This window comes from Mariprofundus sp. KV (genome assembly GCF_013387475.1).
GTDB lineage: Bacteria > Pseudomonadota > Zetaproteobacteria > Mariprofundales > Mariprofundaceae > Mariprofundus.
This window is the reverse complement of sequence record NZ_VWNB01000008.1, coordinates 94,237-115,721: the sequence shown is the minus strand read 5'-3', so window position 1 is coordinate 115,721 and position 21,485 is coordinate 94,237. Positions and strand designations below refer to the sequence as shown.

27 protein-coding genes are annotated in these 21,485 nt (G+C 53.6%); 22 read left to right on the top strand and 5 right to left on the bottom strand.

Annotated elements, in window-relative coordinates; genetic code table 11:
* Positions 1-5: 5 nt before the first annotated feature.
* The 8 genes from F3F93_RS08175 to rlmN all read left to right on the top strand — a co-directional run bounded on the left by F3F93_RS08175 (position 6) and on the right by rlmN (position 6,501).
* Positions 6-728, top strand: a complete 723-nt coding sequence (locus F3F93_RS08175) for an ABC transporter ATP-binding protein (RefSeq protein ID WP_241697047.1) — start codon at positions 6-8, stop codon at positions 726-728.
* Positions 725-1,261 (top strand): cob(I)yrinic acid a,c-diamide adenosyltransferase, encoded by a 537-nt coding sequence (gene cobO, locus F3F93_RS08170; RefSeq protein ID WP_176958690.1) that lies wholly within the window; start codon positions 725-727, stop codon positions 1,259-1,261. The genes F3F93_RS08175 and cobO overlap by 4 nt, the downstream gene beginning before the upstream one ends.
* A complete protein-coding gene (locus F3F93_RS08165; RefSeq protein WP_176958689.1) occupies positions 1,258-1,851 on the top strand; it encodes a hypothetical protein in 594 nt (197 codons plus the stop codon). The genes cobO and F3F93_RS08165 overlap by 4 nt, the downstream gene beginning before the upstream one ends.
* A complete protein-coding gene (gene cobA / locus F3F93_RS08160) occupies positions 1,848-2,594 on the top strand; it encodes a uroporphyrinogen-III C-methyltransferase (protein WP_176958688.1) in 747 nt (248 codons plus the stop codon). Before F3F93_RS08165 ends, cobA begins: the two co-directional genes overlap by 4 nt.
* A gap of 3 nt (positions 2,595-2,597) precedes the next feature.
* Positions 2,598-2,912 carry a ferredoxin gene (locus F3F93_RS08155; RefSeq protein ID WP_176958687.1) on the top strand — a complete coding sequence of 105 codons (315 nt, stop codon included), beginning with the start codon at positions 2,598-2,600 and terminating at the stop codon, positions 2,910-2,912.
* 118 nt (positions 2,913-3,030) lie between these two features.
* A complete protein-coding gene (locus F3F93_RS08150; protein WP_176958686.1) occupies positions 3,031-4,965 on the top strand; it encodes a lytic transglycosylase domain-containing protein in 1,935 nt (644 codons plus the stop codon).
* A 69-nt stretch (positions 4,966-5,034) separates the two neighbouring features.
* Positions 5,035-5,379 carry a ferredoxin family protein gene (locus tag F3F93_RS08145; protein WP_176958685.1) on the top strand — a complete coding sequence of 115 codons (345 nt, stop codon included), beginning with the start codon at positions 5,035-5,037 and terminating at the stop codon, positions 5,377-5,379.
* Between the two features lie 66 nt (positions 5,380-5,445).
* On the top strand, positions 5,446-6,501 hold the full coding sequence (rlmN, locus tag F3F93_RS08140) for a 23S rRNA (adenine(2503)-C(2))-methyltransferase RlmN (RefSeq protein WP_176958684.1): 1,056 nt from the start codon (positions 5,446-5,448) through the stop codon (positions 6,499-6,501).
* Between the two features lie 45 nt (positions 6,502-6,546).
* Here rlmN and F3F93_RS08135 read toward each other — a convergent pair whose 3' ends face one another.
* The 3 genes from F3F93_RS08135 to ampD all read right to left on the bottom strand — a co-directional run bounded on the left by F3F93_RS08135 (position 6,547) and on the right by ampD (position 8,040).
* Positions 6,547-6,762: a DUF2892 domain-containing protein gene (locus tag F3F93_RS08135; protein WP_176958683.1), complete on the bottom strand. Its 216-nt coding sequence runs from the start codon at positions 6,760-6,762 to the stop codon at positions 6,547-6,549.
* Between the two features lie 76 nt (positions 6,763-6,838).
* Positions 6,839-7,501 carry a Crp/Fnr family transcriptional regulator gene (locus tag F3F93_RS08130; protein WP_176958682.1) on the bottom strand — a complete coding sequence of 221 codons (663 nt, stop codon included), beginning with the start codon at positions 7,499-7,501 and terminating at the stop codon, positions 6,839-6,841.
* A complete protein-coding gene (ampD, locus tag F3F93_RS08125) occupies positions 7,498-8,040 on the bottom strand; it encodes a 1,6-anhydro-N-acetylmuramyl-L-alanine amidase AmpD (protein ID WP_176958681.1) in 543 nt (180 codons plus the stop codon). The genes F3F93_RS08130 and ampD overlap by 4 nt, the downstream gene beginning before the upstream one ends.
* A 99-nt stretch (positions 8,041-8,139) precedes the next feature.
* Between ampD and F3F93_RS08120 the strand changes: the two genes are divergently transcribed.
* From F3F93_RS08120 to F3F93_RS08110, 3 genes are read left to right on the top strand one after another with little or no spacing between them, the layout of a single operon-like run.
* Entirely contained in the window at positions 8,140-9,048 is a 909-nt protein-coding gene (locus tag F3F93_RS08120; RefSeq protein WP_176958680.1) for a cation diffusion facilitator family transporter, read from the top strand.
* Complete coding sequence (locus F3F93_RS08115; RefSeq protein WP_347239230.1) at positions 9,045-9,953, top strand: type II and III secretion system family protein; 909 nt, start codon at positions 9,045-9,047, stop codon at positions 9,951-9,953. Before F3F93_RS08120 ends, F3F93_RS08115 begins: the two co-directional genes overlap by 4 nt.
* 30 nt (positions 9,954-9,983) lie before the next feature.
* Positions 9,984-10,706: an HPP family protein gene (locus tag F3F93_RS08110; protein WP_176958679.1), complete on the top strand. Its 723-nt coding sequence runs from the start codon at positions 9,984-9,986 to the stop codon at positions 10,704-10,706.
* Positions 10,707-10,709: 3 nt separating this feature from the next.
* Here the strand turns inward: F3F93_RS08110 and F3F93_RS08105 are convergent, their stop codons facing one another.
* Positions 10,710-10,991, bottom strand: a complete 282-nt coding sequence (locus F3F93_RS08105; protein ID WP_176958678.1) for a thymidylate synthase — start codon at positions 10,989-10,991, stop codon at positions 10,710-10,712.
* A gap of 126 nt (positions 10,992-11,117) precedes the next feature.
* On the opposite strand from F3F93_RS08105, the gene F3F93_RS08100 reads away from it, so the two are divergent.
* The 3 genes from F3F93_RS08100 to folA are packed head-to-tail and all read left to right on the top strand — an operon-like array spanning position 11,118 to position 13,421.
* Complete coding sequence (locus F3F93_RS08100) at positions 11,118-11,951, top strand: thymidylate synthase (protein ID WP_176958677.1); 834 nt, start codon at positions 11,118-11,120, stop codon at positions 11,949-11,951.
* Between the two features lie 35 nt (positions 11,952-11,986).
* Positions 11,987-12,868: a Dyp-type peroxidase gene (locus F3F93_RS08095; RefSeq protein ID WP_176958676.1), complete on the top strand. Its 882-nt coding sequence runs from the start codon at positions 11,987-11,989 to the stop codon at positions 12,866-12,868.
* 52 nt (positions 12,869-12,920) lie between these two features.
* Positions 12,921-13,421, top strand: coding sequence for a type 3 dihydrofolate reductase (gene folA, locus F3F93_RS08090; protein WP_176958675.1), 501 nt, complete (start codon positions 12,921-12,923; stop codon positions 13,419-13,421).
* A gap of 25 nt (positions 13,422-13,446) precedes the next feature.
* Here the strand turns inward: folA and F3F93_RS08085 are convergent, their stop codons facing one another.
* The gene (locus F3F93_RS08085) at positions 13,447-14,325 is read right to left on the bottom strand and encodes a glucosaminidase domain-containing protein (protein WP_176958674.1); all 879 of its coding nucleotides are present in this window, start codon (positions 14,323-14,325) and stop codon (positions 13,447-13,449) included.
* A gap of 111 nt (positions 14,326-14,436) precedes the next feature.
* On the opposite strand from F3F93_RS08085, the gene F3F93_RS08080 reads away from it, so the two are divergent.
* The 8 genes from F3F93_RS08080 to F3F93_RS08045 all read left to right on the top strand — a co-directional run bounded on the left by F3F93_RS08080 (position 14,437) and on the right by F3F93_RS08045 (position 21,404).
* Positions 14,437-15,438 carry a serine/threonine protein kinase gene (locus tag F3F93_RS08080; protein ID WP_176958673.1) on the top strand — a complete coding sequence of 334 codons (1,002 nt, stop codon included), beginning with the start codon at positions 14,437-14,439 and terminating at the stop codon, positions 15,436-15,438.
* A gap of 47 nt (positions 15,439-15,485) precedes the next feature.
* A complete protein-coding gene (locus F3F93_RS08075) occupies positions 15,486-15,689 on the top strand; it encodes a SlyX family protein (RefSeq protein ID WP_176958672.1) in 204 nt (67 codons plus the stop codon).
* 113 nt (positions 15,690-15,802) lie between these two features.
* Positions 15,803-17,182 carry an argininosuccinate lyase gene (argH, locus tag F3F93_RS08070; RefSeq protein ID WP_176958671.1) on the top strand — a complete coding sequence of 460 codons (1,380 nt, stop codon included), beginning with the start codon at positions 15,803-15,805 and terminating at the stop codon, positions 17,180-17,182.
* A complete protein-coding gene (locus F3F93_RS08065; protein WP_176958670.1) occupies positions 17,182-17,616 on the top strand; it encodes a hypothetical protein in 435 nt (144 codons plus the stop codon). Before argH ends, F3F93_RS08065 begins: the two co-directional genes overlap by 1 nt.
* A gap of 2 nt (positions 17,617-17,618) precedes the next feature.
* The gene (locus F3F93_RS08060; protein WP_241697046.1) at positions 17,619-18,812 is read left to right on the top strand and encodes an aminotransferase class I/II-fold pyridoxal phosphate-dependent enzyme; all 1,194 of its coding nucleotides are present in this window, start codon (positions 17,619-17,621) and stop codon (positions 18,810-18,812) included.
* Positions 18,813-18,814: 2 nt separating this feature from the next.
* The gene (locus F3F93_RS08055) at positions 18,815-20,017 is read left to right on the top strand and encodes an alanine racemase (protein WP_176958669.1); all 1,203 of its coding nucleotides are present in this window, start codon (positions 18,815-18,817) and stop codon (positions 20,015-20,017) included.
* Positions 20,018-20,111: 94 nt separating this feature from the next.
* Positions 20,112-20,936, top strand: coding sequence for a 2,3,4,5-tetrahydropyridine-2,6-dicarboxylate N-succinyltransferase (dapD, locus tag F3F93_RS08050; protein ID WP_176958668.1), 825 nt, complete (start codon positions 20,112-20,114; stop codon positions 20,934-20,936).
* A 21-nt stretch (positions 20,937-20,957) separates the two neighbouring features.
* A complete protein-coding gene (locus F3F93_RS08045; RefSeq protein ID WP_176958667.1) occupies positions 20,958-21,404 on the top strand; it encodes an SRPBCC family protein in 447 nt (148 codons plus the stop codon).
* Positions 21,405-21,485 lie beyond the last annotated feature (81 nt).

Below are 21,485 nucleotides of genomic sequence, written 5' to 3'. Positions count from 1 at the left end.
GCCTGATGAAGCTTTCAAATCTCATGATCAAACGCGGAGCCTCCACCCTGCTTTCAGGATTGAGTTGTGCATTCAATGAGGGTGAAATCGTGGTGGTTCTCGGGCCAAACGGTGCCGGAAAATCGAGCCTGCTGCTGGCACTGGCCGGGCTGATTCCTGCATCAGGCGATCTGGAGTTGCATGGCAAGACGCTTACCGGCTACAGCCGTCATGCACTGACCCGCCTGATCGCCTGGCAGGGGGAGCTTCCTCCTACCGAATTCGGCCTGACTGTAAAACAGCGCCTTGAACTGGCAGCCGGTGAAGAGATCGACGCTGTTGCATCTACCGCGACACGCATGGATATTGGTTCATTGCTGCAAAGGCCGCTGGGGGAGCTATCCAGTGGCGAACGTCAACGCACAGAACTGGCTGCGCTTATGCTACGCCAGACACCCATATGGCTGCTCGATGAGCCGACTGCACATCTCGATCTCAAACATCAGATTCACTGTATCAATATGATGAAAGAGGAGTGCAAACAGGGGCGTGCCATTGTCACGGTACTGCACGATATTCAGCAGGCGATGGCTGTTGCCGACCACCTCATACTCATTGATGGTAAAGGCGGTGCCGAATATGGTGAGGCGAAACAGCTTTTTGCAAGTGAGCGATTAACGAAGCTGTTTGATGCACCAGTCATCACACAGGGAACTGTTCTGGTTCCTGATTACGGAGTAATGAAATGAAATCACGCGATAAACGACAGGGCGTTGTGCTGGTACATACCGGCGAAGGTAAAGGCAAAAGCTCATCGGCTTTTGGTGTCGCTTTCCGCGCTGCGGGCTGGGGCATGAAAGTGTGTGTGATCCAGTTCATCAAAGGCAAATGGAAAACCGGAGAAGAGCGGGCAGCCAAACAATTCGATAACATCGAGTGGCATGCACTCGGTGATGGTTTCACCTGGGATACCAAAAACCCTGAGCAGGATATCAAAACCAGTCGTGAGATATGGGAACTCTGCAAAGCCAAGGTTCGCTCTGAGGAGTTCGATCTGGTGCTCTTCGATGAGATCAACTACTGCTCTGGTTACGGCTGGATCAGCGGCGAGGAGATCGCTACCTTTATCCGTGATGAAAAACCGCAGTGGATGCATATGATCCTCACCGGGCGTAATGCAGCCCCCGAAGTGATCGAGGTTGCCGATACCGTCACCGAGATGAAGATGATCAAACACGCCTATCAAAATGATATTAAAGCAACTCAGGGCATTGAATTTTGAGAGTACTGCTTGCCCACGGCTCTTCTGACTCGGCACATGCAGAACAGGTCGATGCCCTGGCAGGCAACGTTTCCACACTGCTTGGCGACTCGGTCACAACTGCCTTTCTCTCTGACGCCCGACTGCCTGCAGGAGCTGAGATCCTTCCTCTGTTTCTTGGTGCTGGCGTTCATGTCACGAAGGATGCACCTGCGCTTGCAGCTGTTTCAAATTGCCGTCTGCTACCGGCATTCAGCACTCAAACCGATGCCATCAGCTCCCTTATTCTTAAAAACAGTTCGCAGAACAGCATCTTTCTGCTCTATCAAACCACAGGTTTTGAGGCGCTGCAAAACAGACTGCAGGAGCATGGCCCGGTTGCCTGTCTGCATGGTGAGCCATCACTGACAACAGTTCTGCAACAGCAACATCAAGCAGGGGCTAGCGGCATAACCGTGCAACCGGTACTGCTGTTTCCGGGACACTCACTTGCTAGAGTTCGCAGCATGATCAGTGAATCTGCCATCCCCGATGTAACCGTTGCGCCCGTACTGAGTGAACTCGATGGTTTTGCCGAATTGGTCGCAGAGTGCTTCAGGAGTGCTGAATGAAACTTGATGCCCCTTTGCAATCCGGTGAGGTCGCACTGGTCGGTGCCGGTCCCGGTGCGGCATCACTGCTCACACTGGCCGCAGCAACACTGATCGCTGAGTGCGATGCTATTGTATATGACGCACTGGTCTCCGATGAAGTGCTGAATATGGCGGCCATCGGTGCTGAACTGATTGAAGCAGGCAAACGCGGTGGCAGACCTTCAGCCAGTCAGCATGATATCTGTGAGACACTGATTGAACTGGCCAGCGCCGGGAAACGGGTGGTACGCCTTAAAGGTGGTGATCCGTTTGTCTTTGGCCGCGGTGGCGAGGAGATGCGTGCGCTGGCCGCAGCCCGGGTACCTTTCCGGGTGATTCCGGGTATTACATCCGGGGTGGCAGCTCCTGCTATGGCCGGCATTCCGGTTACTGATCGCTCGGTTAATGCCACGCTGGCTTTTCTTACCGGTCATGAAGCCAGCGAGAAGAGTCGTATGGACTGGCAGGCGCTGGTAGAGGCGTTTCCGGTACTGGTCTTCTACATGGGAGCGCGGAATCTGCCACAAATTGCCGGGCGCCTGCTTGAGGCCGGTCTTGCACAACAGACGCCAGTTGCCATTATTCACGCTGCTACGCTGGATAATGAGCAGACGACAGTGACCACGCTGCAAGCGGTAGCCAGTGGAGAGGTCACGGCTCAATCACCATCGATTATTATTATCGGTGATGTGGTGAACGAAAGAATAAGCTGGAAGGATTAAGCCATGCCAAAACCGATGATGATGCCCTACAAACGCCACGCCATTATGTGCTGTGGTAAAAGCTGCGGAGAGAACCTGCCACTGCTCAACTATCTGAAAGATCAGGTGGTTGCTGCTGGTCTGGTTGTCGGTGATCCCGATGCTGTACGTGTGAACCGGGCTGGCTGCCTTGGTGTCTGCATGGAGGGACCGGTGATGGTGGTTTATCCTGAAGGGGTCTGGTACTGCAATCTGAATCAGAGTGCCATTGACCGCATCATCGAAGAGCATTTTCGTGGTGGCAGGGTTGTTGAAGAGTTCGCATTTTACAAGATGTAACAGCTTCTTACGTTCACCCTGTGGATGCAATCTCGCACACGAATCATCTAACCACTGGCAATAACAAAAGAAACCCTCTACGCTAGGCGGCGGGAAGCAGCCAGCAAAGGGGGCTGAAATGCGCTTAAACGGCTTGATCATCATCGTCTCACTGCTCTGTGCATCTTTTGCGCAGGCGGCCACGCCGACGCATAACCGAACCACCTTCGAAGCGGCTCGCGCAGCCCTGAACAGCAACGACCTTCACACCTATCAAACCCTGAAAGCCAAGATTCCAGACTATCCGCTTACACCCTATCTCGATATCTGGGAAGCCCGAAAAGCGCTTGCCAAGGGTAGTGACAGCACAGTTCAGGATGTCGTTGAACACTTTTCCGATATTCCTGAATCGATCAACCTGCGTGTGGCATGGCTTCATCATCTTGCCAAAAAAGGTGACTGGAAAAAGATTGGTCAACAGCTTGAAAAGTTTCCTGCTGATCGCAAGCGGACACCTGAGATTGCCATGCTCTCAGCATGGAAAGCTGGCGACACCAAACAGGCGCTGGCGCTCTTCTCCAAACGCTGGATCAAAGCGAAAAAAGTCAGCGGATACACACATCCGCTCTATCAACAGTGGCAGAAGTCTGGGCACCCCACACTCTATGAACGCTGGCTGCGCATTGACCACTATGCCAATAGCGGCAAATGGAAAAAGATAAAGGGCGAGAAACGCCATCTGCCAAAAGATCAGCAATCACTGATCAGCTACTGGCAGAAGATGCAGACCGATCCTGAAACGATGTTAAACCGGTTCCCTGCAATCCACTCGCCACTGATTAGCGAATTAATGCTTAATGATGGAGTGCAACGACTGGCTCGCTCCGATCCCGCCAAGGCGTGGTTACAGGTGCAGACACTTGCTCTTAAAGCCGGTCTCAGCGCAGCTTTCCTGACTGATCAGCAACGCCAGATTGCCCTGCGCGCTGCCCGCCGCCATATGCCTGAAGCGATCACCTGGCTGAACAGCCTGCCTGCATCGGCACAGAACGAAGATACCCGCAGCTGGCTGGTACGCCTGTATATTGTCAATCAGCAGTGGCCGCAAACTGTTGCCGCCATTGACGCCATGCCCGATAACGAACGCCAGCAGAGCAACTGGCTCTACTGGAAAGCTCGCGCACTTGAAATAACAGGCCATAGCGATCTGGCTGAACCGCTCTATCTTCTCTTGGCCAATGATCGCGGTTACTACAGCTTCCTCGCCTCTGAAAGGCTCGGCATCCCGCTCAAGCTCGAAAGCAGCATTGTTGATGCCTCCGCGGCGGCCATTGCAGAGGTGGCCAGCATGCAGGCCGTACACAGGGCTTATGAGTGGCTGCAGCTGGGAAGCAGCAACAAAGCCAGTCGGGAGTGGCATTTCGCCCTGCAAGATGCCTCCAAAGAACGTTGGGCTGCTGCCACCAATCTTGCCAGCCATTGGGGCTGGTTTGATCAGACGATTCGTTCCGCCTATAAAGCCGACAACCTTGATGCCCTTGAAGCGCGTTTTCCACTGGCTTTTGAGGAAGAGGTCAGATCCGCATCGATGGAGAGTGGCCTCTCCTCATCCGAGATCTGGAGCATTATCCGGCAGGAGTCAGCCTTTAATGCTCAGGCTGTATCCTATGTGGGAGCCAAAGGTTTGATGCAGCTGATGCCGCGTACGGCCAGAGCCGTGGCCAAACAACTTAAACTGCGCTCTCGTCATCCCGACCTGCTCTCTCCGGAGATTAATATTCGTCTTGGTTCAACCTATCTGGCCGAAATGAAACAGCGTTTTGGCTCTCTGGCGCTGGCGGCAGCGGCCTACAATGCCGGGCCACACAGGGTATCAAGCTGGCTGGAGCGCACAGCGTTTACTGCTCCGGAAGCGTGGGTGGAGGCGATCCCGTTTAATGAGACACGCCGTTATGTGCAGCAGGTGATGGCTTTTGTCACCGTCTATGAGTGGCGGCAGGAAAAAACACCGGGCAGCATGATCGCCAGGATCGGTGGCGAACTGGAAAAAGTGAGCCTGATCCAGGCACATTGATCCACATATAGCCATATTCGCCAGCCCTTGTTAGTCTGCGCGCCGAATTTGTGAGTGAGGTAATAACCCATGGCATTTGTAGTCACCCAACTGTGTAAGGATTGTGTCGATACCGCTTGTGTTGCGGTATGCCCGGTAGACTGTTTTTATCAGCCGAAAGAGATCTCTGATGAGACACCGAATATGCTCTTCATCTCTCCGGAAGAGTGCATCGACTGTGCGGTCTGTGAGCCTGAGTGCCCATGGGAAGCGATCTACCCTGAAGAGGATGTACCTGAGGTGTTCGAATCTGATATCGCACTCAATGAGCTCTGCGATGATGAACGTGACCTGTTTGATCTGGCAGAAGTGAAAGATCATACCCCGCCATCAGCTGAAGAAGTGGCTCAGAACAAGGCCAAATACGGCCTCTGATCTCAACAGGATCAATAATTCAGAACGCATGTGCGGGCAACTGCACATGCGTTTTTTATTTCCCCTATGAAAAGTGACCTTCCGCCACTGATCGGCATGAGCTTTGAGCAGATGGTTCAGCTCTGCCATGATGCAGGTGCCAAACCGGTGCATGCCGAGCGCATCGTTGCCTCCCTGTTTCGCTACTACAACAGTGATATCAGTGCTATTCCCGAACTGCCGAATATCCTGCGCAGCTATCTGGCCGAACACACCAGCATGTTTGAGCCCGAATGTACGGCGCTGCAACAGGCTGAAGATGGCACCCGCAAACTGCTGCTGAAAATGCCCGATGGCAGAGAGGTGGAGACTGTATTGATTCAGGGGCCGGGCCGCCTCACCCAGTGCATCTCCACCCAGGTTGGCTGTGCGGTTGGCTGCACCTTCTGCCTGACCGCAACCGCAGGTCTGACTCGCAATCTCTCAGCCGCCGAGATGGCTGCACAGGTGATCGCAGGCCAGAAGATCGGCGATTTCAAGGTGCGCAATCTGGTATTGATGGGCATGGGTGAACCGCTGCATAACTACGATGAGGTCGCGAAATTTGTGCGCATCGCCTCTGATCCGAAAGGCATGGCCTTCTCTCCCAACCGTATTACCCTCTCCACTTCAGGCATGGTGCCGGCCATCTACAGGATGATCGAAGACAAACTGCCATGTAATCTGGCCGTTTCGCTCAACGCTACAACCGATGAGGTACGGGATCGGGTGATCCCGATCAACCGCAAATATCCGATCCATACGCTGCTGGAAGCGGTGCGCGCCTATATCAAAGCGCGTGGTAACAAACGGGTGCTGATTGAGTATGTGATGCTGGCCGGAGTCAATGACACCGTGGAAGATGCCTATCGCCTCTGTGAACTGGTCAACGGTATGGGCTGCACAGTAAACCTGCTGCCATTCAACGCCTTTGAGGGTTCACCATTTCAGAGCCCAGATGATGCGGCACTCTCCGCCTTTCGCGAGATACTGGTTGCGGCGAATATCATCGCCGTGGTGCGCTCTTCCCGCGGCAATGAGATCTCTGCTGCCTGCGGCCAGTTGAAAACGGAAGTGGCACAGCGGCGCAAGTCGGCCGCATAAACAAAACGGCCCCTAAGGGCCGCCTGGTTAAACTGAACTTTCACCTTAACCGTCTGCTGATTTTACACCGCATGTATTTGCTCCAACGATGAGGTAAAGCGGGCAAAACTTAATCACTGCTGTCAGCACAAATACACTGCCTGCTGCAATCGCCACCATATTCCATGGTGCTGCCAAACCGCCCATATAACCAAATGCAATCGCAGCTGCACCAACCACTAAGCGTAAAACCCGATCAATTGTTCCTACATTTGCTTTCATTATTAAGCCTCCACTGAGAATCTCTTAGCTGATGGAGGGACTATAGACCTCTAAACATTATCGTTCCGTGATATTGTCACAGATCCTCAGTGGCCAGTCGTTTCATGGCAGCCAGATCGGACAGGCGCACCTCACCACGTTTGAGCATCACCAGTGAACGACGTTCAAAATCCTTAAGAATACGACTGACGACCTCACGCGCCGTGCCCAGTTCGGTGGCCAGCTGCTGGTGTGTCAGGCGCAGTGTATGGCTGCCGTCATCAAGTTCGAGCAGGCGACGGGCCAGGCGCACATCCATACGCCCGAAAGCAACATCCTCTATCAATGCCATCAGATCGGCCACACGATCCGAGATCATGCCCAGCGTAAATTTTCGAAAGGCGCTGTCTGAGAGCAGCTCATCAAAACGTCTGGCCGGAATCAGAGCCAGCTCGGTCTCCACCTCGGCAATACCCTCGGCAGGGTAGCGTTTGCCTCCCAGCAGACAGGAGGTGGTCAGCATACAGGTCTGCCCATCCTCCACCCGATAGAGCACTATTTCACGCCCCTCACTATCCATCTTCTGCACACGCACTGAACCATCGAGCACAAACACATAACCCTGACAGGCGTCACCATCACGAAACAGCACCGTACCCTTGGGCACCCTCATGGTTTTCAGTGCGGCAAGCTCGTCGCTCACTGCCCCGGAGAGTCCCGTTAGCGCCGGAAAAAGTGAAAGCCAGTCAGCTCTGTTCATTGTACCTCCAGATGCAAACGTCTGATGCCGCTTAGCGAGCGATCAAATTTCGCCCAACTCCACTGTCTGCCCGGATCCCACTTGCGCCCCGGCGCGATATCCTGATGACCGACAATACGTTGCCGGTTGATCGCTGGAAAGCGCTGCATCAGCTGCCTGCAAAGGCGTGCCGTTTCGCGGTACTGGGCCTGTGTGAAGGGGTGCGTTTCATCACCGATCATCTCAATGCCTATCGCAAAGTCGTTACACCCTTCACGCCCCTGCCATGCTGAAACACCGGCATGCCAGGCACGACGCTGACAGGGCACAAACTGGGTAATGCCACCCTTGCGATCGATCACAAAGTGGGCGGAAACCTTTAATCCCTGCAGATCGGCAAATGAAGAGTGAGCACTGCAATCAAGTCTGCCCATAAAAAGATCCTCGATATAATCCATATCAAACTGTCCCGCAGGCAAACTGATCGCATGCAACACAATCATATCAACCGCCATATCAGGTGGCCGTTCATTCTGATGAGGAGAGTTGATCCATCGCATGCCACTATCATGGTCTGTATAAAAGGTGATGTCATGCCTTTGCTTGGCAACCGGATGAATACTATTTTATTCAATGGAGGAATCGGGCATCATCTCCGCATGAACTCCATCTCCTCTGAGGAAAAAGCACGATTGATGAAGCTGGCGACCTACGCCTCCACATCGGTCGCCCTTACCCTGATTATCTGTAAAGCCGTTGCCTGGTTGATGACCGATTCGGTCAGTCTGATGGCCACCCTCATCGACTCCTGCCTGGATGCACTTGCTTCGATCATTAATCTCATCGCTGTACGTCACGCTCTGGCACCCGCCGATAAGCAGCACCGCTTTGGTCACGGTAAGGCCGAAGCGCTGGCCGGCCTTGGCCAGGCCACCTTTATTACCGGTTCAGCCATGTTCCTGCTGCTTGAGGCAATCTCCCACTTCTGGAATCCACACCCGATCTCAGAGATGCCGATCGGTGTCGGCATTATGGTTATCTCCATTATTGCCACCTATGGCCTGATGATGTTCCAGCAGCATGTCATTAACAAGACAGACTCCACCGCTATCAAGGCTGATCGTCTGCACTACAAAACCGATCTGCTGGTCAACGGCAGCGTGATCATCGCCCTGCTGCTGGCCTACTACGGCTGGGTTGGTTTTGATCCGCTCTTCGCCCTGATGATTGCCGGTTATATCCTCTACAGTGCCTGGGAGATTGTGCAGGAGTCACTGAATCTGCTGATGGATCGTGAAATGCCCGATGAGGATCGTCAGAAGATCAAGGCCATTGTACGCAGTCACCCTAAAGCGCTCGGCATGCATGATCTGCGCACCCGCAAGTCCGGCATGACGGTATTCATTCAACTCCACCTTGAACTCGACGATACATTAACCCTGATGAGAGCACACGAGATTGCCGATGAGGTCGAAGCGCTGCTACTGGATGCATATCCGGGAGCCGAGATCATCATTCATCAGGATCCGCACAGCCTGAACGAACCACAGCCGGAGTTTGTCGGGTGAAACCGCTGCTGCTGAGTCTGCTGCTGCTCTGCGGCATGAGTACGTCGACATGGGCAGCCACCGAAGCACTCGAAATCTATTTCCTGCCACTCTCCGATGCTGCTGCAGCGGTACGCAGCCAGCTCTCCGCTAATGGTAAAATCGCCCCGATACCATCCCGTCGTCTGCTGGTTATTGATGACGACAGGGAACACATCAACAAAGCAAAAGCACTGCTTAAAAAACTGGATCAACCTACCCCACAGTTTACCGCCGTGGTTGAGATCGAGGATATGAGCAGCAAGATCATCTCCAACGCCCGCGCCTCAGGTGCCGTCAGACTTGGCGATCTGCCAGGCGGCTGGGTGCAGCTGGCTCTCGGGAAAAACAGTCAACGCCACAACAGCACCCATCTGCATCAGCTGCGCATCAGTGCAACTGAACCGGCCAGACTGGAGAGCGGCACAATCCGCTCATTCAGCCGCGAGACCCGACTCTGGCTCAGCGGATATGGCATTGTGCAAGCCAACAGTGTCGAGATGGTTCCGATCACCTCGGGATTCAATGTCATTGCATGGCCGGTCGGCACAGATCAGGTGCGCGTACGCATCACCCCGTGGATGCAGCGACTGGAACCACAGGTAACCGGCAACCATGAGATGCTGATTGATCTTGGTACGGCCAGAAATCCTGCCACCCCGCCCTCACCCAATGCCAACATGCGCCTGAATGCCTCGCCGCAACTGCAAAATAATCCGGTCATTGAGATTGCCGGAGCCTCTACCGAGGTGACCATTCCACTGGATAAGACCGTCACCATTGCAGCATCGAGCAACGAAGCAGGCAGACTCGGCACCGCCCTGCTCGCCGGACGCTCTACTATCGGCAAAAGAGATTTTGTCATCCATCTGCGTGTAACCCGTTAATACCACTGCAGCTTAAGGAGAGCAGAACGCATGAGAAAATCACCGCTAACTGATCTCATTGGCATCGAGCTCAACCCTTCCAGTCATAGCGAAAAACTTATATCCGGCATCGGTGCTTTCATCGCCATTTTCGCCATCTATAACATCAGCTTTCTGATCCTAGGTGAAGATGCACTTCTGCTTGTTACCTCAATGGGTGCTGCAGCTGTACTGCTGTTTTCTGTGCCGCATGGTCCATTGTCACAACCCTGGCCACTGTTTGGCGGCAATATGATCTCCGCCTTTGCTGGCGTCAGCTGTGCCCAGTCTGTTCCGGATACATTTATCGCCGCCGCAGCGGCTGTCGGGTTATCCGTAACCCTCATGTATTACCTGAAATGCATTCATCCACCAGGTGGCGCTACAGCACTCTCAGCTGTGGTTAGTGGATCAGCAGTCGATTCACTCGGTTTTCAATATGTTATTACACCGGTACTGCTCAATGTGCTGGTTATTTTTTCGGTTGCAGTCCTGTTTAACTTGCTGTTCAAATGGCGGCGATACCCGGCCAGACTGGCTAAAGTCGAGGCAAAAAACAGTACGACCGCCAACGAGTCACCCATGCTCTCGCATCAAAGCATCGAGCATGCTTTAAGAGAGATTGATTCTTTCATTGATATCAGTGAAGAGGATTTAAACCGAATTTATCTGCTGGCCAGTGAATATGACAATTCAACTGAAGTAAAAAAAGGTGTGAATAAGCCCGGTCAATAAAAGCTAGCGTTCCAGACGATACCACTGGGCTTTTTTCTGCTGCCAGAAGTCGCGGTATTCCGGGTCTGTCACTTCGCCATCACGATTGGCATCTATCTCTTTAAAGCGATCCTTGGCGCGCTCATTGACCATCAGCAGATACTCATCGAGTGAAACACCTTCACTTGCATCCTGATCCAACTCAAGAAAGCGATCGACAATCTTGTCGGTGGCGCTTTTTGGCTCAGCCCATGCGCTGTTTGCACTTAGCAGCAGTGTCATCAGGAAAATCGAACGGATCAGCATGGTCACCTCACATCAGTTTGACAGGCCTTCCGTGGCCTGCATGGATACTTTGAGAGTATCCATAATTGCCGTGAACGGCAGGTGACGGCATCATATCCAAATTGATTTCAGCAGGCGAGGGGAAACATGAAGGCCTATCTAGATTTAATGCGCCATGTGCGCGATCACGGCAACCAGAAGGGTGACCGCACCGGCACCGGCACCAAATCGGTATTCGGCTACCAGATGCGCTTTGATCTTTCTGAAGGGTTCCCGCTGGTCACCACCAAAAAGGTGCACCTGAAATCGATCATTCATGAACTTCTCTGGTTTCTCAGCGGAGATACCAACACCCGCTATCTGACCGACAACGGTGTTTCAATCTGGAATGAGTGGGCGACTGAAGATGGATCACTCGGCCCGGTTTATGGTTTCCAGTGGCGCAACTGGGCTACACCTGATGGCCGTCTTGTCGACCAGATCTCGGAACTGATCGAACAGATCAAAACCAAGCCCAATTCACGCCGCCTGATTGTATCGGCATGGAATGTCGCTGACCTGCCGGATGAGTCGATCTCGCCACAGGCCAATGTCGCCAATGGCAAAATGGCACTGCCTCCCTGCCACACCTTTTTCCAGTTTTATGTCGCCGACGGCAAACTCTCCTGCCAGCTCTACCAGCGCAGTGCCGATATCTTCCTCGGCGTGCCTTTTAATATCGCATCCTACGCTCTGTTTACTATGATGGTTGCACAGGTGTGTGACCTGGAGCCCGGTGATTTTGTACACACCTTCGGTGATGCCCACCTCTACTCCAACCACATGGAGCAGGTAGAGACACAGCTGGCCCGCGAACCCTTCACCCTGCCAACCATGAAGATCAATCCCGATGTTAAAAACATCTTCGACTTCACCTATGACGATTTTGAACTGATCAATTATGAGTGCCATCCCGGCATTCGTGCCCCGATTGCGATATAGAAAGCACTCTTTGGAGAAGGTCAGGAGGTGACCCGATGAGCAGTTATCAAACCGGCATTCTCGCCGATGTGCCTGCACAGGCACGTTATCTTAGCTTCTCTATCGATGCCGATGGTGACCTGAAAGAGGCGCTGCGGCAGCTGGCTGGATTTGCTGATGGTGATGCTACTGTTGTCGGCATCGGCGCATCGGTAACCGAAGCCGTTGCAACAGAGGTGGCCGGATTAACCAGCTTCCCGATCTTTGAGGATGCGCTGGTTGAGGTTCCTGCCACACACAGTGATCTCTGGTGCTGGCTGCGCGGGGATGATCGCGGTGCGCTGGTGCATCGGACACATCAACTGGTCAACCTGCTGGCGGACGGCTTTATCTGCGATCAGATTATAGACGGCTTCCGCTATGATATCGGTCGAGATCTCACCGGTTATGAGGATGGCACGGAGAATCCGGTCGATGAAGAGGCGCTGAAATGCGCGATTGTAGCAGGAGCAGGAGCAGGCATGGATGGCTCAAGCTTTGTGGCAGTGCAGCAGTGGGTGCACAATCTCGATGATTTCCTCTCCCGCCCTCAATTAGAACAGGATGAGACCATTGGCCGGCGCAAATCCGACAATGAAGAGCTCGAAGATGCTCCCCGTACTGCCCATGTCAAACGCACGGCACAGGAGGATTTCAGCCCTGAAGCCTTTGTCGTTCGCCGCTCCATGCCCTGGGCTGACGCCGCCCATGAAGGGCTGGTTTTTGTTGCCTTCGGCCACAGCTTTGATGCCTTTGAAGCACTACTGGAGCGCATGGTCGGAGCCGATGATGGAGAAATTGATGCCCTGTTCAGCTTTACCACACCGGTAACCGGCAGTTATTTCTGGTGCCCCCCTATGCTCAATGGGAAGCTCGATCTGCGCAGGCTGGGGTTATAGTGCCAACGCTAAAGCCGTTGCAATCGGCGGCTGATTTCCTGAGCCTTGGCCAATGAGCAAACCAATGATCTCCCTGATCTGGGGCATGGATCGCAACCGACTGATCGGCAAAGAGAACGGGCTGCCGTGGCGTCTGCCTGCCGACATGGCCTGGTTCAAAAAAAGCACGATGGGCAAACCGATTCTGATGGGGCGCAAAACCTACGAGTCAATCGGTCGCCCTCTGCCCGGCCGTACCAATCTGATCCTTACCCGTCAATCCGACCTGAACATTGAGGGCTGTACGGTCATTCACTCCATTGATGAGGCACTGGCGGAAGTAGCGGATGCCGATGAAATTATGGTGATGGGTGGCGCAGAGATCTACGCACTGCTGCTGGATCAGGCAGATCGGCTCTATATTACCGAGATCGACGGCAGCTTTGAGGGTGATGCATGGTTCCCCGAGTTTGATCTCAGCTTATGGCGAGAGACCAGCCGCGAAGAGTATCTTCCAGATGAGAAGAATCTGTATGCCTACGCCTTTATCACCATGGAGCGCATCACAGTCTGATCAAGGCAACAACAGGCTCTAACAATCAGATTCCGGCAATCAGCTTGCGATTGGTGCGGATCATCGCCTGAATTGTCTTCACATAAGCCATGCCGCGTTCGGAGTATGATTTAAGACCCATGGCCAGCTTCTCGGCATCCAGTGCCTGCTTCTGTTGACGCAATGCCGATCTGATTTGACGGAATTCGCGATAGGCACGACTGCGATTGATGTTCCGGATATAGGCCTGCACAGATTCTGCCGGCGAACTAAAACGACGCACCTCATGCGTTGAACCGGCGTTACGCTGGCTGGGTACAATGCCGCACCCCTTCGAGTAACACCACTGACCGAAATAATTTTTTCCCTCTTTGGCGAAACGGGACTGACCCCATGCTGACTCATTGGCTGCCTGCACCAGCGCCATCTCTACCGGCACAACACCAACCCGCCTCAACAGCTTATCCCAGAACTGCTGATCAGGCTGCCCCTGCAGCTCCAAATTATATCTGGCTGCAACAGTCGTCAGCCACTCCAGATCCGACGACTCCAAGGCATCCGAGGTACGCATCTCAAGCAGGCGACCACGCAGTTCCCGCAAGCGATTGTTCTCTTCAACAACAAATGGCTTCATGTAGGCGAAAAAGCGGCGTTTCTTCTCAGCTGTACTCATCACCTTGGGCGCTTTTTTCTGCACCACCTCTTGCACAGCCGGCTCTGCAGGTTTTTCCGCGACCGCCTCTTGCACAACCGGTTCTGCAGGTTTTTCCGCGGCCACCTCTTGCACAACCGCCCCTGCAGGCTTTTCCGCGACCGCCTTCGGCTCTACTTTGGCACATGATGCCAATAGCACTGTGGCCAGCATGGTGAACAGAATACGATTGAATCGTGTGGAGTGTTTGGGGGTCAGATGATCAGAGTTCATAGCTGCAACCTTGCCGGGGAGTAGGGAGTCAGACCGTGATGGGTAACACAACATAAGCGAGCATTTTACAGCCATCTCTACCGCATGCAATCGATCTGCTAGGTTCAGCCCATGAAAAGTGAATCCACATCCTCGTTTTATAATCTTGGCCCTGAGCAGGTGCTGCAGGCGGTTGAGAGTGCAGGCTACCACTGCAACGGCCAGCAGATGGCGCTCAACTCCTATGAAAATCGTGTCTATATGGTTGGTATTGAGGATGGACCATCGCTGGTGGTGAAGTTCTATCGCCCCAACCGCTGGAGTGATGCGGCGATTCATGAAGAGCACCAGTTTACGCTGGAGCTAACTGAATTTGATATTCCGGCCGTGCCGCCACTGACCATTGCAGGAGAGACACTGTTTCATTTTGAGGAGCACCGCTTCTCTCTCTACCCACTGAAGGCCGGGCGCGCTCCGGATCTGGAGAGTGAGGAGCAGCTGCAGCAACTCGGTCGTTATATCGGCCGCATCCATGCACTCGGCGCAACACGTGATTTTGAGCACCGGCCGACACTGGATGTACACACCTTCGGCGATGCTTCATATGAATTTGTCATCGAAAACGGTTTTATCCCTCTCGAACTGGAGGCTGCTTATGAGGCGGTGGCTGAAGAGCTGCTGGACACCGTTGAGTCCCGTTTTGAGTCGATTGACCCGCAACTGATCCGCCTGCATGGCGATGGTCATCAGGGTAATATCCTCTGGGATGTCTCCGGTCACGGGGCTGGCAACCCCTATATCATCGACTTTGATGATGCCCGCATGGGCCCTGCCGTTCAGGATCTCTGGATGTTTTTATCAGGTGAAGCTGATCAGATGAGCAGTTCCCTCGATATTCTTCTCTCCGCCTACAGTCAGTTCTGCGATTTCGACTGTCGTGAGCTCTCGCTGATTGAACCGCTACGAACCCTGCGCATCATGCATCATGCCGCCTGGCTGGCTCGACGCTGGGATGATCCGGCCTTTAAATATGCATTCCCCTGGTTCAATACGCAGAGCTACTGGGAACAGCATATTCTGATGCTCAAAGAGCAGGTTGCCGCCATGCAGGAGCCACCACTACAGTGGTTATAGACAAATCAGTACTGCATTCGTGCAGTCGCTAAAGTAGAGTGCGCGACATGGAAGAGCGACTGATTGAACTGGAAACCAAAATCTCCTATCAGGATCACCTCATTGGTGAACTTAACGATGTGGTGACCCGCCAGCAGAACCAGATTGACCGGCTGGAAAAAGCGATGTCGCGGCTGCATGAGCAGATGAAAAGCGGCAGTGATTCAGGACTGGCGCGGCCTGATGAAGAGGCCCCTCCTCCGCACTATTAAGCGCACGTTTAACCTCTCATCTGTGGGGAGCAGCCTCCTGCAACAGTTGTGCCTGTTTCCGTTCGCACAAAGCAGAGCTATAGTTGCCAGATCACTGCTACTGGATAATTAATATGTCTGAAAAACCCTGGGGTGGCCGTTTTGAGTCCCCTACCAATGAATTTGTAGAAGCATTCAACGCATCGATTGATGTGGATGCCCGCATGTATGCCGAAGATATCGCCGGATCACGTGCTCACGCCAAGATGCTGACGGCACAGGGCATCCTCTCTCAGGAGGATTGTAACGCGATCCTGCGCGGTCTCGATGAGATTACCGGCGAGATCAACAGCGGCGAATTTGAATTCACCATCGCCCTTGAAGATGTGCATATGAATATTGAGGCGCGTCTGACCGAGAAAATCGGTGATGCCGGCAAACGACTGCACACGGCGCGCTCCAGAAACGATCAGGTTGCTACCGATACCCGCCTCTATCTGCGTCGTCGCACAGCCGATATCGTAGCTCGCATCCGTCATCTGCAGAGGGTGCTGGTAGCACTGGCCGATGAACATGCCGACACCATTATGCCCGGCTTCACCCACCTGCAGACAGCACAGCCAGTCACACTTGGCCATCACCTGCTGGCTTATGTCGAGATGTTTGATCGCGATGCCGGTCGCTTTGCTGACGCCTCAAAACGCATGAATCGCTGCCCTTTAGGATCAGCTGCACTGGCTGGCACCACCTTCGCCATTGATCGTGTTATGACTGCCAAAGAACTCGGTTTTGATGGCCCGACCAGCAACTCTCTCGATGCTGTTTCTGACCGTGACTTTATTATGGAACTGCTGGCTGCTGCATCGATCAGTGCGGTGCACCTCTCCCGCTTCTCCGAAGAGCTGATCCTCTGGATGAGTGCCCAGTTCCGCTTTATCGATCTTCCTGATGCTTTCTGCACAGGCTCATCAATCATGCCGCAGAAGAAGAATCCCGATATGCCTGAGCTGGTGCGTGGTAAAACCGGGCGCATTATCGGTGGTCTGGTTGCCATCCTCACCACGGTGAAATCTCTGCCGCTGGCCTACAACAAGGATATGCAGGAGGACAAAACCGCTATTTTTGACGCCTTCGACAACCTTGAGGGAAGCCTGCGCGTTTTTGGTGACATGCTGCCCGGCATCACCGTTAACAAAGCGGTACTGCATCGCGCTGCATCCTCCGGTTTTGCAACGGCGACTGATCTTGCCGATGCACTGGTGCGTGCAGGTGTGCCGTTCCGGGATGCGCATGAGATCGTCGGCAAATCGGTCGGCCACTGTATCAAAGCTGACATTGAACTGCATGAGATGGATGATGCGGCCTGCAGTGCCATTGACGCACGTCTGAGCGTGGATATGGTGCGCGCACTTTCAGTCGAGAGTTGCGTGGCAGCACGTGATCATGTTGGCGGCACAGCACCTGCCCAGGTGCGTATTCAGGTTGCAACCTGGAAAAAGGAGCTGAAAAGCTAATGAAATCCAATCGTCTGTTTCACACCCTGACCATGCTGATGCTTGCAGTACTGCTGCTTGGCGGCTGTGGCCGCAAAGAGGCACCACAAATAAGCTCAGCCGACATCAAGCCGGAAATCGTTAATATGGTCTATAAGGCTGAAATTGCGCTGGTGCACATGAACTTCTCACTTCAAGGCAATCCGGCCGGTGTCGGTTATCAGATTGACCGCACCGTAGAGGATCCCTACTGCAAGTGTCCGGGATTCTGGCGCCGCTATCAGGATCAGACCCCCAGCCCAAAGCTGCTCGAGAAACCGATCAATAAGATGATCACGTTGACGACCAAAGATCAGGAGTATCTCTTCCGCATCCGCGCTTATGACATTGATGGCAATATCGGACCATGGAGCAAGACCATGCGCGCCAAATATCACGACCCGCTAGGCGACTGATCATGCAGGAGAAATCACATCAGGCTCGCCTTGAACAGCTGGGCGCTTACCCGTTTGAGCGTCTGAAGCAGCTCTTTGGGGATATCACGGCCAATCCCGATCTGCCTCATATTGATGCCGGCGCAGGTGAACCGCGCCTGCCGCTGCCAGCCTTTGTCGCAGATACCCTCAACAGCCATATCGGCGGCTTTTCCAAATACCCCTCGACCATCGGTGGTTTGGAGCTGCGGGGGGCGATTGCCAACTGGTTGATGCGCCGCTATGGACTGACAAACGTTGATCCGGCCACACAGGTATTAACTGCCAACGGCACCCGCGAAGCGCTGTTTGCCATCGCGCATGCTCTGGTAAACCCTGACTGCGCCGCCGATGACAGGCCCGTTGTGATGATGCCCAACCCGATGTACCAGATCTATCTGGGTGCTGCCTATACCGCAGGAGCTGATCCCTGGCTGCTGGCATGCAACAGTGAAACCGGTTTTGCGCCTGATTTGAGTGGTGTTGAAGAGGATATCTGGCGAAGAACCGCGCTGGTCTATGTCTGCTCACCATCCAACCCGACCGGCTGGATAGCTGATGAGGCCTATTACGCTGAGCTGCTGGCGCTTGCCGATAAGTATGATTTTTATGTTGTTTCGGATGAGTGTTATTCCGAGATCTACTGGCAGGATAAACCTGTTGGCCTGCTACAGGTGGCTGAGAAGCTTGGCCGTAAAGGTTTCTCTCGCTGTCTGGTGATGAATTCACTCTCCAAGCGCTCTGCGCTGCCCGGCATGCGATCAGGGCTGATTGCAGGCGATGCAGAGCTGATTAAACGCTTCACCAAGCTACGCAGTTATACAGGGCCTGCTACACCTCTGCCGCTTCAGCACGTGGCTGCTGCTGCATGGTCAGATGAGAAGCACGTAGAGGAGCATCTGGATGTTTACCGTCAGAGTCTGAAGGCCTTTTTCGATATTTTCGGCGGTCAGATACCAGCCGGCTCGTTTTTTGTCTGGCTGCCGGTTGCTGATGATGAGGCCTTTGCCAGGGCTGCCTATGAGCAGCAGGCGGTAACAATACTACCGGGCAGCTATCTGGCTGCTGCGGATGCGCTGGGCATCAACCCCGGCTCAGGTTACATTCGTGCAGCCCTTGTCGATGGCCCCGAAGCCGCTGCAGAGCTTGCCCGCCGCCTCAAGGCAGTAAGGATTTAATCATGAAAACACCTCTGAATGTTGAAACCACCTTGCGCGAGCTGGCGGCAAGCGGCAACACCGTGAACTGCTACATCTACGATACAACCGAAATGCGAACCAAAATCGCTCACCTGACCGAAATCATGCCTGCCGGTGTTGAAGTCTTTTATGCCATGAAGGCCAATCCGCATGCCGCTTTTCTTGCCGCCGCACTGAAGGCCGATGCCAAAGGCATTGAGATCGCCAGCCTTGGCGAAGCGGAAAAAGCGGTGGCTGCAGGTTTTGATCCATCGCGGCTGATCTATACCGGCCCCGGCAAATCACCTGAAGAGTTGAGCTGGGCAGTAGAGAATGGCATTCGCACCGTTCATATTGAGTCTCTCACTGAAGCACACCGGCTTAATGCCATCGCAGAGCGAGCGGGCAAAACTCAGGATGTACTGCTGCGCATCAACGCCGACTTTGATATTCACGAAGCCCAGACCACCTTCTCCGGTGGCTCCAAAAAATTTGGTGTGGATGAGGAGAAGCTGGCCGATATCCTGCCTCAGATTCTGGCCCTTACATCCCTTAACTTCCGCGGTCTGCATGTCTATGCCGCCTCCGGTGTTCTTAACGTGGACGATCTGCTGAAAAACTGTGAACTGGTATTCGGCATGGCCAGACAGATTGAGACCGATTTCCCCGCTGTGCTCTGTGACATCATCGATTTTGGTGGCGGCTTTGGTGTCGATTACCTTGAAAGCGATCACGATTTTAATCCGCAAGCCTATGCCGATGGCCTGCAAGCACTGATTGAACGCTACGGCTATCAGGGACGCACCTTCTTCCTTGAGCTGGGGCGTTATCTGGCTGCCGACTCCGGCTGGTTCTGTACCGAGATCCTTGATATCAAGGACTCGCGGGGTAAAAAGCAGGTGATCTGTGCCGGTGGCATCAACCATTTCCGACGCCCGGCTGCACTGGCGATCAATCATCCACTGGCCATTGTAAAACTAAACAGACCAGCCCTGTTTGATGGACAGGAGTCGATCAGAAAAGAGGCGGTCTACTTTGGCGGTCCGCTCTGCACCGGCGCCGATAAGCTGGCCAACAATGTCTATGTCGAAAGCGCCGATATCGGTGACATCGGTGTATTCGGTCTGGCCGGAGCCTACGGGCTGACCATGTCGAACATGGAGTTCCTCAGCCATGAAAGACCCGATGAGATTGTTTTAAGCTAAAGCAGAAGGTTGCCGAGACTGGATTGCAGCAGGCAACTCTATATAGTTGTTACTCACAAAATTACTTTAACAAGGTTAATACAGGAGTTTGTCCGTGAATCATTTACAGAAAGTCATTGAAGGCGCTTGGGATACAAAAAATGAGTGGGATATGCGATCGGCCACAGCCGAAGTTCGCGACGCTGTTGAGCACACCATTCAGTTGCTGGATGATGGTGGCGTACGTGTCGCCGAAAAAGATGATGCGGGCAACTGGATTACTCAGGAGTGGCTGAAAAAGGGCGTGCTGCTCTACTTCAAACTGCACGACAATCAGGTCATCCACGGTGGCGGCACCAACTACTACGATAAGGTTCCACAGAAATTTGCCAGCTGGGGCGAAGACATGTTCCGCAAAGGCGGCATGCGTGTTGTTCCTCCCGCATCGGTTCGCAAAGGTGCATACATCGCACCGAAAACCGTGCTCATGCCCTCCTATGTCAATATCGGTGCCTATGTTGATGAGGGCACCATGGTGGATACCTGGGCGACTGTCGGCTCCTGCGCACAGATCGGTAAAAATGTTCACCTCTCAGGTGGTGTAGGCATCGGTGGCGTTCTCGAACCACTACAGGCCACCCCTACCATCATCGAAGATAACTGCTTTATCGGCGCCCGCTCTGAAGTGGTTGAAGGCTGCATTATCCGCGAAGGTTCAGTGCTCTCCATGGGTGTCTATATCGGTAAATCGACCCGTATTTACGACCGTGAGACCGGTGATGTATACTACGGTGAAGTTCCACCTTACTCCGTGGTGGTATCAGGTTCGATGCCGGGCAAATCCGGTGGTCCTAACCTCTACTGCGCGGTGATTGTGAAAAAGGTGGATGAGCAGACGCGTTCAAAAACAGGCATTACGGAGCTTCTCCGCGAGGCCTGATCCGCAACTGGGGGATTAGAGATGTCGTTGAGCAAGATGGAAACCAGCATTGAGATCAATCGTCCGATCAGTGAGGTGATTGCCTTTGTTGATGACTGCAACAATGACCCGATGTGGCAGACATCCATACTGGAGTCGCGCAAGAAGGGCGATGGTGAGCCTTGTGTTGGTACCATCTACCACGTCAAAGAGAAGTTTCTCGGTCGCGTCATTGAGCAGGACTGGGTTGTCACTGAACGCAACCCCGATGGCAGCTACTGGGCAGCCAAAAGCACTACCGGCCCGTTTCCGATGCAGGCTACAATGGAGTTTACAGCCAACGGTGACGCCACCATTGTCACCCGCACGTTGAGCGTGGATGTGGGTCGCTTCTTCAAGGTGGCGTCTCCTGTGGTCGGACACATCGCCAAACGGGAACTTGAGATGGATTTTGCCAATCTCAAAGAGCTTCTGGAAGCCGCGATTTAAACCAGATGTTCACAACCCAACTGAACAAGGCCCCGATGAATTCGGGGCCTTGTTTGTTACAGGCAGATTAGCAATGCGCTG

Bases quoted from the DNA above. Each gene is read 5' to 3' on its own strand.
- F3F93_RS08150 (WP_176958686.1), top strand. From the start codon at position 3,031: ATGCGCTTAAACGGCTTGATCATCATCGTCTCACTGCTCTGTGCATCT.
- F3F93_RS08130 (WP_176958682.1), bottom strand. From the start codon at position 7,501: ATGAACAGAGCTGACTGGCTTTCACTTTTTCCGGCGCTAACGGGACTC.
- folA (WP_176958675.1), top strand. From the start codon at position 12,921: ATGAGCAAACCAATGATCTCCCTGATCTGGGGCATGGATCGCAACCGA.
- F3F93_RS08060 (WP_241697046.1), top strand. From the start codon at position 17,619: ATGCAGGAGAAATCACATCAGGCTCGCCTTGAACAGCTGGGCGCTTAC.
- rlmN (WP_176958684.1), top strand. From the start codon at position 5,446: ATGAAAAGTGACCTTCCGCCACTGATCGGCATGAGCTTTGAGCAGATG.
- F3F93_RS08110 (WP_176958679.1), top strand. From the start codon at position 9,984: ATGAGAAAATCACCGCTAACTGATCTCATTGGCATCGAGCTCAACCCT.
- F3F93_RS08155 (WP_176958687.1), top strand. From the start codon at position 2,598: ATGCCAAAACCGATGATGATGCCCTACAAACGCCACGCCATTATGTGC.
- cobA (WP_176958688.1), top strand. From the start codon at position 1,848: ATGAAACTTGATGCCCCTTTGCAATCCGGTGAGGTCGCACTGGTCGGT.
- F3F93_RS08055 (WP_176958669.1), top strand. From the start codon at position 18,815: ATGAAAACACCTCTGAATGTTGAAACCACCTTGCGCGAGCTGGCGGCA.
- F3F93_RS08175 (WP_241697047.1), top strand. From the start codon at position 6: ATGAAGCTTTCAAATCTCATGATCAAACGCGGAGCCTCCACCCTGCTT.
- F3F93_RS08075 (WP_176958672.1), top strand. From the start codon at position 15,486: ATGGAAGAGCGACTGATTGAACTGGAAACCAAAATCTCCTATCAGGAT.
- F3F93_RS08145 (WP_176958685.1), top strand. From the start codon at position 5,035: ATGGCATTTGTAGTCACCCAACTGTGTAAGGATTGTGTCGATACCGCT.
- F3F93_RS08105 (WP_176958678.1), bottom strand. From the start codon at position 10,991: ATGCTGATCCGTTCGATTTTCCTGATGACACTGCTGCTAAGTGCAAAC.
- F3F93_RS08045 (WP_176958667.1), top strand. From the start codon at position 20,958: ATGTCGTTGAGCAAGATGGAAACCAGCATTGAGATCAATCGTCCGATC.
- F3F93_RS08085 (WP_176958674.1), bottom strand. From the start codon at position 14,325: ATGAACTCTGATCATCTGACCCCCAAACACTCCACACGATTCAATCGT.
- F3F93_RS08120 (WP_176958680.1), top strand. From the start codon at position 8,140: ATGAACTCCATCTCCTCTGAGGAAAAAGCACGATTGATGAAGCTGGCG.
- F3F93_RS08100 (WP_176958677.1), top strand. From the start codon at position 11,118: ATGAAGGCCTATCTAGATTTAATGCGCCATGTGCGCGATCACGGCAAC.
- ampD (WP_176958681.1), bottom strand. From the start codon at position 8,040: ATGCGATGGATCAACTCTCCTCATCAGAATGAACGGCCACCTGATATG.
- F3F93_RS08135 (WP_176958683.1), bottom strand. From the start codon at position 6,762: ATGAAAGCAAATGTAGGAACAATTGATCGGGTTTTACGCTTAGTGGTT.
- argH (WP_176958671.1), top strand. From the start codon at position 15,803: ATGTCTGAAAAACCCTGGGGTGGCCGTTTTGAGTCCCCTACCAATGAA.
- F3F93_RS08080 (WP_176958673.1), top strand. From the start codon at position 14,437: ATGAAAAGTGAATCCACATCCTCGTTTTATAATCTTGGCCCTGAGCAG.
- F3F93_RS08065 (WP_176958670.1), top strand. From the start codon at position 17,182: ATGAAATCCAATCGTCTGTTTCACACCCTGACCATGCTGATGCTTGCA.
- cobO (WP_176958690.1), top strand. From the start codon at position 725: ATGAAATCACGCGATAAACGACAGGGCGTTGTGCTGGTACATACCGGC.
- F3F93_RS08095 (WP_176958676.1), top strand. From the start codon at position 11,987: ATGAGCAGTTATCAAACCGGCATTCTCGCCGATGTGCCTGCACAGGCA.